The 13,028-nt window shown below is 37.4% G+C and carries 28 protein-coding genes; 3 read left to right on the forward strand and 25 right to left on the reverse strand.

All coding sequences use genetic code 11. From position 1 onward, the window contains the following. Position 1 precedes the first annotated feature (1 nt). The 25 genes from HMPREF2613_RS08445 to HMPREF2613_RS08560 all read right to left on the reverse strand — a co-directional run bounded on the left by HMPREF2613_RS08445 (position 2) and on the right by HMPREF2613_RS08560 (position 9,919). Entirely contained in the window at positions 2-208 is a 207-nt protein-coding gene (locus HMPREF2613_RS08445) for a hypothetical protein (protein ID WP_070480024.1), read from the reverse strand. Beyond that, positions 177-326, reverse strand: a complete 150-nt coding sequence (locus HMPREF2613_RS11615) for a hypothetical protein (RefSeq protein WP_186822087.1) — start codon at positions 324-326, stop codon at positions 177-179. Before HMPREF2613_RS11615 ends, HMPREF2613_RS08445 begins: the two co-directional genes overlap by 32 nt. Before the next feature lie 138 nt (positions 327-464). Beyond that, positions 465-629 (reverse strand): hypothetical protein, encoded by a 165-nt coding sequence (locus HMPREF2613_RS11620; RefSeq protein WP_186822088.1) that lies wholly within the window; start codon positions 627-629, stop codon positions 465-467. Continuing rightward, on the reverse strand, positions 607-858 hold the full coding sequence (locus HMPREF2613_RS08450) for a DUF3310 domain-containing protein (protein WP_070480025.1): 252 nt from the start codon (positions 856-858) through the stop codon (positions 607-609). The genes HMPREF2613_RS11620 and HMPREF2613_RS08450 overlap by 23 nt, the downstream gene beginning before the upstream one ends. After that, entirely contained in the window at positions 855-1,247 is a 393-nt protein-coding gene (locus tag HMPREF2613_RS08455; protein ID WP_070480026.1) for a YopX family protein, read from the reverse strand. Before HMPREF2613_RS08455 ends, HMPREF2613_RS08450 begins: the two co-directional genes overlap by 4 nt. Then, entirely contained in the window at positions 1,244-1,504 is a 261-nt protein-coding gene (locus HMPREF2613_RS08460) for a DUF1372 family protein (protein WP_070480027.1), read from the reverse strand. The genes HMPREF2613_RS08455 and HMPREF2613_RS08460 overlap by 4 nt, the downstream gene beginning before the upstream one ends. Further along, positions 1,501-1,848, reverse strand: a complete 348-nt coding sequence (locus HMPREF2613_RS08465; protein WP_036756797.1) for an HNH endonuclease — start codon at positions 1,846-1,848, stop codon at positions 1,501-1,503. The genes HMPREF2613_RS08460 and HMPREF2613_RS08465 overlap by 4 nt, the downstream gene beginning before the upstream one ends. Next, entirely contained in the window at positions 1,845-2,102 is a 258-nt protein-coding gene (locus HMPREF2613_RS08470; RefSeq protein WP_070480028.1) for a hypothetical protein, read from the reverse strand. The genes HMPREF2613_RS08465 and HMPREF2613_RS08470 overlap by 4 nt, the downstream gene beginning before the upstream one ends. 12 nt (positions 2,103-2,114) lie before the next feature. After that, a complete protein-coding gene (locus HMPREF2613_RS08475; RefSeq protein WP_070480029.1) occupies positions 2,115-2,450 on the reverse strand; it encodes a hypothetical protein in 336 nt (111 codons plus the stop codon). Beyond that, positions 2,450-2,737, reverse strand: coding sequence for a hypothetical protein (locus tag HMPREF2613_RS08480; protein WP_070480030.1), 288 nt, complete (start codon positions 2,735-2,737; stop codon positions 2,450-2,452). Before HMPREF2613_RS08480 ends, HMPREF2613_RS08475 begins: the two co-directional genes overlap by 1 nt. Beyond that, positions 2,737-3,450 carry a DUF1642 domain-containing protein gene (locus HMPREF2613_RS08485; protein WP_070480031.1) on the reverse strand — a complete coding sequence of 238 codons (714 nt, stop codon included), beginning with the start codon at positions 3,448-3,450 and terminating at the stop codon, positions 2,737-2,739. The genes HMPREF2613_RS08480 and HMPREF2613_RS08485 overlap by 1 nt, the downstream gene beginning before the upstream one ends. Continuing rightward, positions 3,428-3,859 (reverse strand): helix-turn-helix domain-containing protein, encoded by a 432-nt coding sequence (locus HMPREF2613_RS11885; RefSeq protein WP_070480032.1) that lies wholly within the window; start codon positions 3,857-3,859, stop codon positions 3,428-3,430. Before HMPREF2613_RS11885 ends, HMPREF2613_RS08485 begins: the two co-directional genes overlap by 23 nt. Positions 3,860-3,872: 13 nt before the next feature. Continuing rightward, positions 3,873-4,289, reverse strand: coding sequence for a single-stranded DNA-binding protein (gene ssb, locus HMPREF2613_RS08495; RefSeq protein ID WP_070480033.1), 417 nt, complete (start codon positions 4,287-4,289; stop codon positions 3,873-3,875). Further along, positions 4,282-4,617: a hypothetical protein gene (locus tag HMPREF2613_RS08500; protein ID WP_070480034.1), complete on the reverse strand. Its 336-nt coding sequence runs from the start codon at positions 4,615-4,617 to the stop codon at positions 4,282-4,284. The genes ssb and HMPREF2613_RS08500 overlap by 8 nt, the downstream gene beginning before the upstream one ends. Then, positions 4,614-4,808 (reverse strand): hypothetical protein, encoded by a 195-nt coding sequence (locus HMPREF2613_RS11825; RefSeq protein ID WP_261674007.1) that lies wholly within the window; start codon positions 4,806-4,808, stop codon positions 4,614-4,616. Before HMPREF2613_RS11825 ends, HMPREF2613_RS08500 begins: the two co-directional genes overlap by 4 nt. A 122-nt stretch (positions 4,809-4,930) precedes the next feature. Continuing rightward, a complete protein-coding gene (locus tag HMPREF2613_RS08510) occupies positions 4,931-5,320 on the reverse strand; it encodes a YopX family protein (protein ID WP_083279255.1) in 390 nt (129 codons plus the stop codon). A gap of 18 nt (positions 5,321-5,338) precedes the next feature. Further along, the gene (locus HMPREF2613_RS08515) at positions 5,339-5,788 is read right to left on the reverse strand and encodes a hypothetical protein (protein ID WP_070480036.1); all 450 of its coding nucleotides are present in this window, start codon (positions 5,786-5,788) and stop codon (positions 5,339-5,341) included. Positions 5,789-5,790: 2 nt separating this feature from the next. Continuing rightward, positions 5,791-6,288, reverse strand: coding sequence for a MazG-like family protein (locus tag HMPREF2613_RS08520; protein ID WP_070480037.1), 498 nt, complete (start codon positions 6,286-6,288; stop codon positions 5,791-5,793). 215 nt (positions 6,289-6,503) lie between these two features. Next, positions 6,504-7,277, reverse strand: a complete 774-nt coding sequence (locus HMPREF2613_RS08530; RefSeq protein WP_070480039.1) for a DNA cytosine methyltransferase — start codon at positions 7,275-7,277, stop codon at positions 6,504-6,506. 24 nt (positions 7,278-7,301) lie between these two features. Beyond that, the gene (locus HMPREF2613_RS08535) at positions 7,302-7,499 is read right to left on the reverse strand and encodes a hypothetical protein (RefSeq protein ID WP_070480040.1); all 198 of its coding nucleotides are present in this window, start codon (positions 7,497-7,499) and stop codon (positions 7,302-7,304) included. Continuing rightward, positions 7,499-8,368 (reverse strand): phage replisome organizer N-terminal domain-containing protein, encoded by an 870-nt coding sequence (locus HMPREF2613_RS08540; RefSeq protein ID WP_070480041.1) that lies wholly within the window; start codon positions 8,366-8,368, stop codon positions 7,499-7,501. Before HMPREF2613_RS08540 ends, HMPREF2613_RS08535 begins: the two co-directional genes overlap by 1 nt. 20 nt (positions 8,369-8,388) lie before the next feature. Continuing rightward, entirely contained in the window at positions 8,389-8,601 is a 213-nt protein-coding gene (locus HMPREF2613_RS08545; RefSeq protein WP_070480042.1) for a hypothetical protein, read from the reverse strand. 80 nt (positions 8,602-8,681) lie between these two features. Beyond that, positions 8,682-8,939 carry a hypothetical protein gene (locus tag HMPREF2613_RS08550; RefSeq protein WP_000370958.1) on the reverse strand — a complete coding sequence of 86 codons (258 nt, stop codon included), beginning with the start codon at positions 8,937-8,939 and terminating at the stop codon, positions 8,682-8,684. Positions 8,940-8,951: 12 nt separating this feature from the next. Then, complete coding sequence (locus HMPREF2613_RS08555; protein ID WP_070480043.1) at positions 8,952-9,668, reverse strand: ORF6C domain-containing protein; 717 nt, start codon at positions 9,666-9,668, stop codon at positions 8,952-8,954. Between the two features lie 26 nt (positions 9,669-9,694). Continuing rightward, positions 9,695-9,919: a DUF739 family protein gene (locus HMPREF2613_RS08560; RefSeq protein ID WP_070480044.1), complete on the reverse strand. Its 225-nt coding sequence runs from the start codon at positions 9,917-9,919 to the stop codon at positions 9,695-9,697. 173 nt (positions 9,920-10,092) lie between these two features. Here HMPREF2613_RS08560 and HMPREF2613_RS08565 point away from each other — a divergent pair, with 173 nt between their 5' ends. From HMPREF2613_RS08565 to HMPREF2613_RS08575, 3 genes are all read left to right on the forward strand, one after another. Beyond that, positions 10,093-10,875, forward strand: coding sequence for a S24 family peptidase (locus HMPREF2613_RS08565; RefSeq protein ID WP_070480045.1), 783 nt, complete (start codon positions 10,093-10,095; stop codon positions 10,873-10,875). A gap of 13 nt (positions 10,876-10,888) precedes the next feature. Continuing rightward, a complete protein-coding gene (locus tag HMPREF2613_RS11830; protein WP_070480046.1) occupies positions 10,889-11,320 on the forward strand; it encodes a DUF308 domain-containing protein in 432 nt (143 codons plus the stop codon). 171 nt (positions 11,321-11,491) lie between these two features. Beyond that, positions 11,492-12,640 carry a tyrosine-type recombinase/integrase gene (locus HMPREF2613_RS08575; RefSeq protein WP_070480047.1) on the forward strand — a complete coding sequence of 383 codons (1,149 nt, stop codon included), beginning with the start codon at positions 11,492-11,494 and terminating at the stop codon, positions 12,638-12,640. Positions 12,641-13,028: the final 388 nt, after the last annotated feature.

The following is a 13,028-nucleotide window of genomic DNA, read 5'->3' on the forward strand; positions in this document are numbered from 1 at the left end:
TTCAAGACTCATCAAAACTTTTGAAAAACATAGCTAGATCATCGAAAAAAGAAGCAAGTGTTCTAGCTATATTCTTGAATCCTTCCCTGATAGTTCTCACAAGATCTTCAAGTTCTTCAGGACTTAACTGAGCCAACTCTTGAGCTAGTCTCTCTTGCTCACGCAATAGAGCTTGCTTAGCTTTCTTCTTCTTGATTCTTTTGTTCATCTGGTTTTCTCCAAATTTTAGTGATAGCTTCGACGGTGCTGATAACTGTGATACCAATGACAACTGCAACAAATCCTGTTAACCATGGATGCTGTGACATAAATTCATAACCGTTCATACTACTCTCCTCCTCTCTTTCCACTTAATCAATTTACCTTCGTTGACAGAGAGACCTAGGTCATCTCTAAGTTCTTTCAATCTCAGTTCCATGCTATGAACCTCCTTCCTAAGTAACTATTTTGTTAAATTCTTCTAGTCAAATAATTTTCCCTTCAAATATCAGAGTGATTGTCCCTGTTCCGTCTTTATTCTTAGATACCAGAGCGCTACAATCTGAACCAAATTCAACTCCTTCAATTGTGACGCTGCGCTTCACTCTGTCGACGTTGATAATAGAGTCATTTGATGTTTTGATTCTCATGTTCCATCTCCTCAATCAGCCAATCAAGGTTCTTGCGAGCCTTTTTCAAATCTTCAAGACCGTTTTTCTTCTGGAATCGCAGTAAATACTTGATGGCATTGCCCCAGCACCATGCAGCCTTCCCTGGCAAGTTACCAATGAAGTTATCAATCACTTCTATACCTTCAAGGCCTTTTGAGCCTCGATAATGGCTTGGTTTGTTTACGTTGTCAATTTTTTCTGGTTTCATTTCTTATCCTCCAAAAGTTCTGGATTTTCGTAGACGTTGCCGATGATTTCGTTCTCGTCGGTTTCTGACCACAAAGCACTTGCTAATTGCTCGTTATCATTCATAATCAACCAAGCGCCCTCAATCATGGTTACAACGCCTGTGATTGTTTCGTTTTCCGTTGTTGGCTGGGTTCGTACTTGTCTAACTACATCCCCCTCAAAGATCTCTTGATTAGTCATATCTCTGATGCCAGTTGATTGCATGAGTTCGATTTCATCAAAACCCATAAAATTTGTTTCACCAAATTTCCAATGCTCACCAACTAAAACACCTTTTTTAAAATCTATCAAAGAAACATCTAGCATTGTTTGCAATTCTTTATCCCACACTCTGTACTTCGGTATCATAACCTCACCTCGTCTCCAATCCTTAAAGTTTCGTAGCTTGTTTGTGTAACTACGAAAATGCCATAATTTTTAATAGTGATTGTATGCAGATCGCCAATTTTTTCCTTATGAACGACTCTGCCTTTTATTTCTGCGCCTGCGTTATCTGTCTTGTAGATAACCATCGGGCGCTTTTCTTCTAGCTTTTTAATGTGGATACTCTGCCAAATATTTAATCCAGCAGACAATAATATCCAGATTGCGATGAATCGTTTCACTTCTCGTGTTCCTCCTCAAAATAAAACTTTCCGTCGAATGGTTCGATTTTAATGATTCCATAATCCAATCCAAGTCTTGCTATGAATGGCTTGGTGATTCTTTCGTGCAAGGTAGACATCTGCTCCCTGAATTCATCTAACAGAAAAGTAGATTTGTAGAAATTGCATTGATAACAAGCAGGCATATAGTTTTCAAAACTATCCTCTCCGCCTCGATAGTGAGGATGCAAATGATCCACTCTCAAAGTTTTTAAATCCAATTCCTTGCCACAATAAGCACAGTGACCACCATACTTATCTAAAACTTTTTGTCTAGTGGCTTTAGATATGCTTTTTCGTTTCAATCTGTGACCTCATTTCTCAATTCAAAATCAATTCCATACATAAGCAGATTTCTTTGAAAATCAACAAATTCTCCAATCATCTCAGCTTCTTGAAAGTCGTATTCCTCAACCGTACTTAAGAAATCATCAATATCATTTTGTGCACTTCCGTACGCTGTTTTTATATGTTCAATGGCAAATTCACGACCATCTACATCAATTGTGTAGCAGATTCTGCCACTTGAATAATCATATTTATAATTCTTGACAATCATTACTCCACCTCCTCATTTTTCTAACGTTTTGATTACACTTTCAATCTGTTCTTTCTTCTTCTGCAACTCTTCCAAACTTTTGACTTCTAATGCTTTTTTAATAATTTCAAGTTGTTCAATTTCTTTTTTAAACTTGATAAGTTTTTGAACTTCTCGTGCATAGTCCCTAAAATTTTTTGCCCAGTCATATTCATCCCAACCAAAAACTCTTAAAAGTTCTTGTTTTAAGTCATAGTATTTTCTTTCCAAATCTCTATTGACCTTCGCTTGAGCATGCATAATGTAGAATGTCATAGCCGAAATCAGCAAACAAGCAAAGAACATTCCCCAAAACATTAAATTTTCCATCACTCCACCTCCTCAAAATAACTATGAAATTTACTTAAATTGACAATAGCGACCTCTTCGACAAAATGTTTTTCGATATCAAAGTCTGGATCATTTTTCCCAAACTCTTTCTTTATAGCTTTTTCAGCAAGTGAAGGCAAAGCGAATATACTTGCCCCATTTCTTAAAGCGAGCGCTTGACCGTGTTTGTTTACTACTCGATAACCTACATCAAACGGTCTGATTTTCGCAGGGATTTTTATGCGTTTGCTTTCAGTTTTTGTAGCTTGTTCAAGTGTTTGTACCATCACTCCACCTCATTGACTTCCACTCCCTTGCAATCAAACACCCATCCGAAGTTGGCTTCTTCTAGTTCTTTGCGGGTGTGATGTGCTCGATATCCATAGAAATTTTCTTGATTATAAAACAACCAGACTCCACCAAAATTATAGTTGAGATAACATTTTTCTTTTTCAATACCTTTCATCTTCACCAAATACCGCTTCTCTTTCTCGACTGTGTAGCCGTCAAGCCAAGCTCTAGCGAAAGTTTCTTCGTTCTTTTTGATCCATAATGTTAATTCAATGCCTTGGTTATTTGATTTCAAAAAACTTGGGGTCATAGCAAGATAAAGAGAACTTGTAAGATGTTCTTTACATACTTCAATCCAATCCGCCACAAACTGCGGTATCACTGGTTTATTCAATTCTTGCCGAATCTTATCAGCATCCTTCAATTGATTACCAACCCATGCTCCCTCAAGTTTGCCTTGCTCGTAGCCTTCACGATATTTCATTGAACCGTAGTCGTCCCCTAATTCTTTAAGGATGTCATTAAGCCATCTAGTCTGTGTCGTCGGATCAAACCCTCTTATTCGACGAACGACATCTTTTAACTTGAACGGCAACGGTTCTGGTTCGTCCAAAGACCGTAAGTCTTTCAAAACTAAATCAACCGAGGTCATTTTTTTCTTGCTAGCTTTAAATTTTTCATAGCGTTCAATTAGTCCCTGTATGTTCATTGTTAACCTCCTCATTTTCTTCAAAGTCTTCAACAAAAAAATAATTGACATTCTTAGGATTAACGGACAAATTTCTAATCCTCATCAAATTTCCATTGTTGAACTGACTAGTAATTTTTGTCAGTTCTTTTTCTGTAAAGTTTCTTACTAGAAAACTAAGTTCTTCACCATCAGAAAAGCAAATTTTTATTTTTTGATAATTGCTAACTTGCTCACTTTCAGGTTCATAACCAAGCAAGTATCCTACGCTTACTCCAAAATAATCTGCTAACTCATCTGCTCTATTCGTTTTGATTTGGCTTTCTCCATTTTCCCAACGTTGAATACTCCGAGCTGGTGCAGCTATTGCTTCAGATAATTCCTGCTGAGTCAACCCCTTTTCTTTTCTCAATTGTTTCAGTCTGTTCATCCTTCACACCTCCTTAAAATGGCAATCCATCATCTGGAATATCCATCGGATCACTTGCTCTAAAACTTGGTGGCATCTGGTTTTCTATGCTTGACTGGTTCGCAGAATTATCCTTCTTCTCAAGCGTTTGAAAACTTTCAGCTACCACTTCTGTCACATAGACACGTTGTCCTTGCTGATTATCATAGCTACGAGTCTGGATGCGACCTGTGATTCCTACAAGAGCACCTTTTTTAAGCCAATTTGCAAAATTTTCAGCCTGTTGGCGCCACATAATGCAACTGATAAAATCGGCTTCACGATCACCTGCCTGATTCTTAAAATTGCGATTCACTGCCAAACTGAAAGTCGCAACAGCCACATTTGATGGTGTGTATTTCAACTCAGGGTCACGAGTCAAGCGGCCTACTAAAACGACATTGTTAATCATTGTTTTCCTCTTTTCGAACTCCATAAATAAGATATACAGCTATTTCCATTTGCGCGATATTATAAGCGTTACCGACCCAATCATTAAATTCTTGAGACATCGGCAACCAATCCTTTGTAGCTCCGAAATCATAACTTTCGGGCTTTTTGTCAGCAAATATACACTCCATAATTCCCATAAATGTCATGCCATCTTCAGCCATGTCCCTAAAGTAAGCGACTCTACTTTTAACAGCATCTGGCAAATCATGTGGTGGCGCTATTATTTCAGCATTTTTAACTGTCCAGCCATAAATTCCTTGAATCTTTTTTTGAATTTGATCAATCATTCTCTTTCTCCTTCTTCATTTTCTAAAACGGCATCTTTTATAAAAGTATTGCCAATTTTATAGTATTTGTATTCCTCAGCTGTCACTTCAAATGTTTCTTCAACGTGCTTATTTCCTACACGTCCAGAAACGACCAGATTATATCTTCTTTTGGTTCTGGTTGGTACCAGTACCGAGCTTTTTCCTGTCATAACAGGTATGAATATTGTGTGAGGTTCATCAATGTCCTTATCTACCACTGTCCCACTCGAAATCTGGTGACATGCTACGAGGAAGGAGACGAGTAAAACAACACATAGGATTTTTAAATATCTCACTCCTCGACCTCCAAAAATTCTGGGGTTTCAAATTTATTCCCAATTACTTCAAAATGAAAATAAGCAAGATATAGTGGACTCCATCCTGCCACTCTTTTCTGTAATTCATCTACAAATATGTAAATAAAACTTGCATAAGATCCGTGCCATTTGATAACTGCTTTTCTGCCCTTGTAATCGACTATATCCCCCTCAAAAATCTCCTTGCCATTTTTATCCAAAAGGCCTGTTGATTGCATGAGGTGAATGTCATTGTTCACAATCCATTCACCAGCAACAGAGTCCTCATCAATAATCCAGATATCGCCATTTCCAACCATCACTTCGTCCGGTTGATACATACGATTTAATGAGCCGCCATCATACGCTCTGTACTTCGTTATCATCCCAAATCCTCCTTCTGTTCATCCCCCTAAATTGCTAAATGCGACTTCCCATCTATAATCACCATACTTCAATACAATGTCTTTTAAAATTTTCCCTTTTGAAATTTCGATTTCTTGAGTGAATTCCAAGCCCTGTTCAAATGTAAAGATTTTAATGTCAACATTAAATTTTTCAGAGATTTCTATGTAATTGTCTGGGATAGCGCGCCATGCCTGCGTAAAATTATTAAGCTCGATGATAAGAAAATCATCATCAAGATGAATTTCAAAACTTTCACCGTCGATAAAAGCACGTTTTGTGCCATTGATGTAAAAATAAGAGTTTGATGAAGTGAAAATGATTAGCTCACCATCTGTATCTTCTTCGATTGTGACATCACCAGCAGCTTCAAACATATATTTCAAAGCCGATTTAATATTTTCTGCACGTCCTCTTAGTTTAATTGTTCCTTCTGCAAAATTTGGCATCTTTATTCTCCATAATCCTCCTCTTTAACAAACACCCCGTCAATCATCTTACCTTTGCGGTCCTTGATGACCTCATAAGCTTCTTCTAAACAACTTTCAGCTGTAGTTCCATTACAAAATGAAACCGTACTAACCACACTGTCAAGAAACATCAAGTCTGCTTTGATTAAAGGAATCTGTGTCTCATTGTGACAGACATGAGCGTATAGCTTCTGAGCGATATTACCCAGACTAGAAACCATCAGCAACAATTCAAGTTCCTGTTGATTGGCTGAAATCTGAGCCCCATTCTTAATCTGTTGTTCAAGTCCAATCAATACTACCTGGATGTCTCCAAGAGCATCATAGATCAGTTCAGATTTATCTTTTGCGATACCTTCAAATAATTCTCCTGACTCTTCCATCAACTTCAAGAACTGTTTGACAGGATTTGCTTCATGTAAATTTCGGTCAACAAACCACTGTTGAACCTTTTCTTCCAAATTCATTTTTGTATTCATCTTATTTTCCCTCCGTTTTCTTCGTAATCAAGTAGTAGCAGTCAACTGCTCCGTAATCAATCCTGATGTTTTCTCTACTCATGCTTTTGCGAAAACGTGGATGACTGATAGCTGAGTAACTAGCTTGATGTTTCTTTAATTCGTTGATTGCGCTATGTATATGGCCAAAACACCCAATGAGTATCTTGCGGTGACAGTTGTAAATGAAGTAGAGCTCAATCATCTTTGCAAAACTCCTTGTAGATTTTTTCGAAAATTTCTGACACCAATTTTTCAGGTATATTAGATCTCTCGTTGTATGATTTTGAGAAGTTCTTCCACTCTATGTCCTGCTTGATAATTTTATTCTTAAGATTAAGTTCAACATTGCTTCCAAAAATCGTCCGCTTTTGTAAAGGATAATCATAATTATTGTATCTAGCTAGGTTTTTGTATGGAATTCTGAATCCAATAATATCCTCAATGTAGGGCCACAGTCTGTCAGCTGCTGGATTCTCAATAACCCAAAATTGTGGTCTATATCTTTTTATGATTTCTATTGTGTTGAAAGCTGTTAGCTCGCCATTGACCCTTTTTAAAAATTGCCTGTCGTACTGATAATTTATATATGCTGACTCGTAATCCTTATTTGCCCTGATCGTGAACGGTGAAGGTCTTACTTGTGGAGCAAACAAGCTATCAGACACATCATTGCGTTTCCAACACGCATTCCCATTTTCCATGGCAGAAGCATTTGACCATGATTCGCATGGTGGACTAGCTATTACAAGGTCAGGTTTTGGTAATTTGTCTAACACGTCAAAGAGCGTGTTATCTCCAAATAAACGTTTGTAATCAGCAAGGTCCAGATTTATAAAATGATTGTTCTTGTTTTCTATATCCATTCCGATTGAATAGATTTCAATATTCGCCCCCCCCGAACTATTCAGAGAGTTAGCACCCTTGAAGTAAGAACCATTCCCACTATCAAAGAGTGCCCAGACTGTCATTTTCCTTATGATCAATACCTCCAATCATCCCTTCACCTCAACTGGATAGAAATTCCCAAAAGAGTCTCTCAATGCCTTGCCTACCTGCAACGCAACTGCACGAGAAATGAACCGCATAGCTTTCCGCTCGTCCGAATACGAAACATCAATTCCAGTCACACCAATGGTTGCAGACATCAAGAACGGCTTATCCTCTCTTGTCCCATGCTTTAAAATAAACATCAGCCACCTCCATTATCCAAACGCTTCAGCATTTCCTGTTTCCGTTTTTCCAACTCTTCCTTGGTCTCCTTACTCGTCGTATTCACATAGTTAGGTTGTGACCATTCAGGAACGTTTGATTTTTGATTCCCTGACTGACCCTTGATTTTACTTTCTTTGTACGCTCTCTCACGTTCATCGACTGCTGCAATCGTCAAAACTCCATCATTCTTCCAATTCGTCAAAATCGCTCTGATATAACTGAAATTTCTTTTACCATTGTCAGCAGCAAGACCAATTGCTTTCAGAACAACTTTCGCTTCCATTCCATCCAAAGTGATGAACTCTTTTAAGATTTCAAATTGAGTTCCATCCAACGGAGCAATACGAAATTGATATTCTTCGACGATGAGTGAGACTGGATTTTCATCTACATCTTTCTCTATCTCTGTATCTATATCTTTCTCTATATCTATATCTCCGTTGCAAGTTGTTGCAATGGTGTTGCAATGCAACCCCCTCAACTCTCTATGTTTGCGACTTCTACGAGTGCTCGCCGTTTCGCTCCCAACCATCTCAGGAACCTGTTCTAAGAAATAATCTCTGTCATTTATTCTAGTCAGCAAACCCTTACTCTCCAAGAAAATCAAAGTGATTTTAATATCTTCAACATTCTCATCAATGACAAGAGCGATTTCTTCAGCTAGATTGTCAGCAAGTCCATCATAGTAGATGTGCCCGCCATCCTCTAAACTAATCAACATCATTTTGAGATAGATGATAGTGTGCGTATCGCCACCTGCAATCTTACGAAGCAATTTCATTTCTTTGGATTTGAAAAAATCTTGAGCTAGTTGAATCCAGTAGTATCGCTTGTTTTTAACTACCATTGATACCCTCCGTTTCTCTACTAATCCACAAATGTTTCTTTTCGTGTCACGGGATCAATGTCCACACGTCGACCTGTTTTAAAGTCGATAAACCCTTTTTCAACTTGTGGCGCTTGAAATTGAATCTTCTTTTTTGCTCTCATGGCCATTTTAAGTTTGATATTCATCATCAGTGATTCAATCAATGCTACTGATACTACTGTGCCTACTGCGATAATTTGTAAATTGTTCATGTTTTTTATCCTCTTTTTGTGCTATAATATAGTCAAATAATTTTGCTAAGACCTTGTCCAGAAGCCTTTTAGTAAAGTTATTATATTTGATTAGAGAGCCATTCTTTGATGGCTCTTTTTGACCATTTCTTACCAGGTAATTCCTTTGGAAATCCCTTTAAGTAACGATAATTATCTGAAAATGTGGCATACTTAATTCCTAGAAAATCACAGGTAGTGTTCACATCCATCAACTCTGGATAGTGATCACTATCTTTTTCTATTTCGACTAGCCTTGTGATTGTGTCCTTGATAATGGATTTAATCCATTCAGATAGTGAAAGTAGAACATTGTCCATCTTCTTCCCCTCCTACACTTCATCAAATGAGTTCAATTTCATGATTTTCATCTTAGTATTGGTGCTTGGCTCCCACGTCATCCAGTAAGCTAGAGCGGCATCCGCATGCTTCTTGGGTAGCAGGTCATAGCGACTAATATTAAAATGATCCTTGAAATCAATCTCAGCTTGTCTAAATACCGACTGAGCAAAAATCTTATCCGCATAAGCTGGACTGTCAATACCACCTAAGCAAGCCACAACCCTAGCCTTACGCTTCTTCAGGAGCGATTGAGCATAGCTTGGGTGAATCGGTTGCTCACTCTTTAGGTAGTCAATATCTTCCAGCATGGTCGCCTGTTGCTCACGCAATTTCTTCTGGCCAGTAAACAGAGCGATGAAAGCATCTTCATCCAAGTCCTCTCGGATAAATCCGCCTTGTTTTCTAATAGCTGGCAAGACCTCTGATGTAACCCAACGCTTGAACTCTTTTGCTTGAGGCAATTTGCTGGATAAAATGAGAGAGTAGAGACCAGATTCGTTGATGATGATAGGGTTTTGATTTCTACCCATGGCGTCACGAATCGTTACCCCATCTGTCTTATCATCATCATCTACATGGTCAAAAATTGCTTTTCTTGAATTCGCATATCCTAAGATATCCGCAACATCTTTCCCAACGAACCACGGCTCGTCATCAATTGTCAAAGTACGGACTTCCTGCCCGTGAAAATTAAAAATTTCGTTCATAATGTTCCTTTCTAGTTTTATCTTGTTCAAGTATCTTGAACTTCAAGTTTAAAAAAATAATCCCCTATTTGGTTATCTGGAATAAGTAACAGATTACAAGCTGTTGTAATTTCGTTGTTTTTCCAATAACGCTGATTATTTAATTTAAGTGAAATACTTCGTTCTGAAAGTTTCATAGCTTTAGCGAATTTTTTCCGGCTATTAAAAATTTCAGTAATTCTTCCATTCAATTTTGAATAATCAAATTTCATTTATTCTCCTTTCTATCTTTTGTTCAAGTTATTTGAACTTTTGTGATTATAATTCTACTCCTTATTTTTTGCCCTGTCAATACTTAAGTTCATTTTTTTTGAACTTTTTATTTTTTAGCTTGAACTTTTGTTCAAATAGATATATAATTACTATTGAGAACGGAGTGTTAAATATGAAAACTACAACATCTTTACGACTAAAACAAATTCTGTCTGAAAGAAATCTTAGACAAGTAGATATCTTGAATAGTTCTTTACCACTTCAAAAGGAACTTGGTATCAAAATGGGTAAGAGTGCTTTGTCACAATATGTTTCAGGAAAGTCTTCTCCTGATCAAGACAAACTTGTTTTATTATCTAAAACATTGGGGGTCTCCGAAGCTTGGTTAATGGGATATAATGTTCCTATGTCAGACGATACTCCTGTCCAAGAACTAAAAATCCCTACTTCTCCTCTTGTTCAGAAAATAACTGAAAAAGCTGTAAAGCTTACTGCTCCTAGAAAACAAAAGGTTTTGGATTTTACAGAGAACCAATTGCGTGAGCAGTCTAACAAAGTTATCTCATTAGAGGAAGACTTATTTGAATACAAGGTATATGAAAAACTTTCAGCTGGTACTGGCTTTTCATACTTTAACGATGGGAACTATGACACTGTTTTTTATGACAAAGACCTAGACCACGATTTTGCTTCTTGGGTTTTTGGAGACTCAATGGAACCTAAGTACATGAATGGAGAGGTCGTTCTTATCAAAGAAACAGGATTTGACTATGACGGCGCTGTCTATGCGGTTGACTGGGATGGCCAAACTTATATCAAGAAAGTCTATAAAGAAAAAGACGGTCTTAGACTCGTCTCTATCAATAACAAATATAAAGATAAATTCGCACCATATGAAGAAGATCCGAGAATCATTGGAAAAATAGTCGGAAACTTCATGCCAGTTGAAAATTAAAAAGAGGAAAGTTATGAAAATAGGAATGAGAACACCGAGTCTAAAAAAGAGCTTGAAAGCTAGAACTACCAGCAAATGGAAGAGACAAACTAAAAAAGCCCTTATTCCTGGATATGGACAAAAAGGGGTTGGGTGGATAAAGAATCCTAAGAAAGCTCTATACAACAAGGTCTATCATAAGACAACGTTTGGTCTTTCAGACTTGTTTACACCGTCTAAAAAGAGAATGAAGAAAACAACAAAAAATCAAACGTCCACCAAATCTACAAAAAAATACACAGCAAAAAATTATAAAGAAGCTGGTATTGTATTAATAGTCATAGGTTCTATTTTCTTATTTTTATTTCCTCCTCTCGGCTTCTTCTTGTTCATTACAGGTTTTATAAGTTACATTATTAGTTATTTAACATTGAAACACGAAAAGAATAAACGAAAAGATATTTAAAAAAGCCCCACAATCGCCCTCGCCAAAGTTTGATTGTGAAGCTTACCCTTATAAAAAATCAGCCATTAAAAAGGCCTCTTTTCTATACCCTATTTTACACCATGAAAGGGGTGATGTCAATATTCTCAATGTTTAGACCTTGTCCAGAAGCTGATAAACAAGGAGAATACAATGAAATATAATAAAACAAAATACCCAAATATCTATTACTATGAAACTGCAAAAGGCAAACGCTATTACATCAGACGCTCTTTCTATTTTCATGGTAAAAAGAAAGAGATTACTAAAAGTGGTCTCACAACCCTTCCACAAGCTCGTGCAGCCTTGACAGAGATTGAGCAACAAATCCAAGAACAAGAATTAGGTATCAATACGAATCTAACGCTTGATCAGTATTGGGATATCTATTCTGAAAAGAGATTATCTACAGGGCGCTGGAATGACACTTCCTACTACCTCAATGATAATCTCTATAAGAATCATATCAAACCCAAATTTGGTTCTGTCCAGCTTAAAAATTTGGATAGAAATGAGTATGAACTATTTATCGCCGAAAAGTTGCAGAACCATACCAGATACACTGTTCAAACTCTCAATTCCAGCTTCATGGCATTGTTGAATGATGCAGTAAAAAATGGAAACCTGCTCTCGAATCGCTTGAAAGGTGTCTTTATTGGCCAGAGTGATATCCCTGCTGCTAACAAGAAAGTGACTCTCAAAGAGTTTAAGACTTGGATAGCAAAGGCAGAAGAGATTATGCCAAAACAATTCTACGCTCTGACCTATCTTACCATTTTTGGATTGAGAAGAGGAGAAGTCTTTGGTTTGCGTCCAATGGACATCACTCAGAACGACAGCGGACGGGCTATACTGCATCTTAGAGACAGTCGAAGCAATCAGACCCTAAAAGGGAAAGGAGGGCTTAAAACGAAGGATTCAGAGCGATATGTCTGCCTTGATGATATCGGAACAGACCTTATCTATTATCTGATAGCTGAAGCTTCTAAGATTAAGCGAAAGTTAGGGATTATCAAGGAACAACAAAAAGATTATATTACCCTTAACGAAAAAGGGGGTCTCATCAATCCAAACCAGCTAAATAGAAACTTCAATCTAGTGAATGAAGCAACAGGATTGCATGTAACACCTCACATGATGCGCCACTTCTTCACGACTCAAAGCATTATTGCAGGGGTTCCGCTTGAACAATTAAGCCAGGCGCTGGGGCATACAAAGGTTTATATGACGGATCGTTATAACCAAGTTGAGGACGAACTTGCTGAAGCGACAACAGACCTATTTCTTAGCCATATTCGCTAAAAAAATCCCCGCCAAAATCTCAAAAAGTCCCCGCCAATTCCCCGACCAAAATCCGAAAAATACCGAAAAATATCGAAAAATGATTTTTAGAATAGTCCCCAAAAGCCTGAAATAGAGCCAAAAAACTCCACCTGATTGGGTGGAGTTAAGGGAGATTATTATGAAAAAGAAAAGTTTAGGATTTTATTAAATAAAGTTAGGAGGTCTTTATTTAATGATTATATGATACATGACGAAGCTTAAAACTAGCTTAACTTTTTTCAAATTCTACCATTTTGCCAAAAATTTCTATTACCATGACCTCACCCCACAAAAAAGCCACCTGATTGATCGGTATAATTTGTCCAACCGACAGCCTGATAGAGATGCAAAACATCCTCTAGCTTGA

It is taken from the genome of Streptococcus sp. HMSC070B10 (genome assembly GCF_001808665.1).
GTDB lineage: Bacteria > Bacillota > Bacilli > Lactobacillales > Streptococcaceae > Streptococcus.

Coding starts and splice junctions, on each gene's coding strand:
- HMPREF2613_RS08450 (WP_070480025.1), bottom strand. CDS start 858: ATGAAACCAGAAAAAATTGACAACGTAAACAAACCAAGCCATTATCGA.
- HMPREF2613_RS08455 (WP_070480026.1), bottom strand. CDS start 1,247: ATGATACCGAAGTACAGAGTGTGGGATAAAGAATTGCAAACAATGCTA.
- HMPREF2613_RS08575 (WP_070480047.1), top strand. CDS start 11,492: ATGAAATATAATAAAACAAAATACCCAAATATCTATTACTATGAAACT.
- HMPREF2613_RS08545 (WP_070480042.1), bottom strand. CDS start 8,601: ATGAACAATTTACAAATTATCGCAGTAGGCACAGTAGTATCAGTAGCA.
- HMPREF2613_RS08555 (WP_070480043.1), bottom strand. CDS start 9,668: ATGAACGAAATTTTTAATTTTCACGGGCAGGAAGTCCGTACTTTGACA.
- HMPREF2613_RS11885 (WP_070480032.1), bottom strand. CDS start 3,859: ATGAACAGACTGAAACAATTGAGAAAAGAAAAGGGGTTGACTCAGCAG.
- HMPREF2613_RS08445 (WP_070480024.1), bottom strand. CDS start 208: ATGAACAAAAGAATCAAGAAGAAGAAAGCTAAGCAAGCTCTATTGCGT.
- HMPREF2613_RS08470 (WP_070480028.1), bottom strand. CDS start 2,102: ATGATTGTCAAGAATTATAAATATGATTATTCAAGTGGCAGAATCTGC.
- HMPREF2613_RS08485 (WP_070480031.1), bottom strand. CDS start 3,450: ATGAACATACAGGGACTAATTGAACGCTATGAAAAATTTAAAGCTAGC.
- HMPREF2613_RS08560 (WP_070480044.1), bottom strand. CDS start 9,919: ATGAAATTTGATTATTCAAAATTGAATGGAAGAATTACTGAAATTTTT.
- HMPREF2613_RS08480 (WP_070480030.1), bottom strand. CDS start 2,737: ATGGTACAAACACTTGAACAAGCTACAAAAACTGAAAGCAAACGCATA.
- HMPREF2613_RS08500 (WP_070480034.1), bottom strand. CDS start 4,617: ATGATTGATCAAATTCAAAAAAAGATTCAAGGAATTTATGGCTGGACA.
- HMPREF2613_RS08520 (WP_070480037.1), bottom strand. CDS start 6,288: ATGAATACAAAAATGAATTTGGAAGAAAAGGTTCAACAGTGGTTTGTT.
- HMPREF2613_RS08510 (WP_083279255.1), bottom strand. CDS start 5,320: ATGATAACGAAGTACAGAGCGTATGATGGCGGCTCATTAAATCGTATG.
- HMPREF2613_RS08535 (WP_070480040.1), bottom strand. CDS start 7,499: ATGTTTATTTTAAAGCATGGGACAAGAGAGGATAAGCCGTTCTTGATG.
- HMPREF2613_RS11825 (WP_261674007.1), bottom strand. CDS start 4,808: ATGACAGGAAAAAGCTCGGTACTGGTACCAACCAGAACCAAAAGAAGA.
- HMPREF2613_RS08565 (WP_070480045.1), top strand. CDS start 10,093: ATGAAAACTACAACATCTTTACGACTAAAACAAATTCTGTCTGAAAGA.
- HMPREF2613_RS08530 (WP_070480039.1), bottom strand. CDS start 7,277: ATGACAGTCTGGGCACTCTTTGATAGTGGGAATGGTTCTTACTTCAAG.
- ssb (WP_070480033.1), bottom strand. CDS start 4,289: ATGATTAACAATGTCGTTTTAGTAGGCCGCTTGACTCGTGACCCTGAG.
- HMPREF2613_RS11620 (WP_186822088.1), bottom strand. CDS start 629: ATGAGAATCAAAACATCAAATGACTCTATTATCAACGTCGACAGAGTG.
- HMPREF2613_RS08540 (WP_070480041.1), bottom strand. CDS start 8,368: ATGGTAGTTAAAAACAAGCGATACTACTGGATTCAACTAGCTCAAGAT.
- HMPREF2613_RS11830 (WP_070480046.1), top strand. CDS start 10,889: ATGAAAATAGGAATGAGAACACCGAGTCTAAAAAAGAGCTTGAAAGCT.
- HMPREF2613_RS11615 (WP_186822087.1), bottom strand. CDS start 326: ATGAACGGTTATGAATTTATGTCACAGCATCCATGGTTAACAGGATTT.
- HMPREF2613_RS08515 (WP_070480036.1), bottom strand. CDS start 5,788: ATGCCAAATTTTGCAGAAGGAACAATTAAACTAAGAGGACGTGCAGAA.
- HMPREF2613_RS08475 (WP_070480029.1), bottom strand. CDS start 2,450: ATGGAAAATTTAATGTTTTGGGGAATGTTCTTTGCTTGTTTGCTGATT.
- HMPREF2613_RS08550 (WP_000370958.1), bottom strand. CDS start 8,939: ATGGACAATGTTCTACTTTCACTATCTGAATGGATTAAATCCATTATC.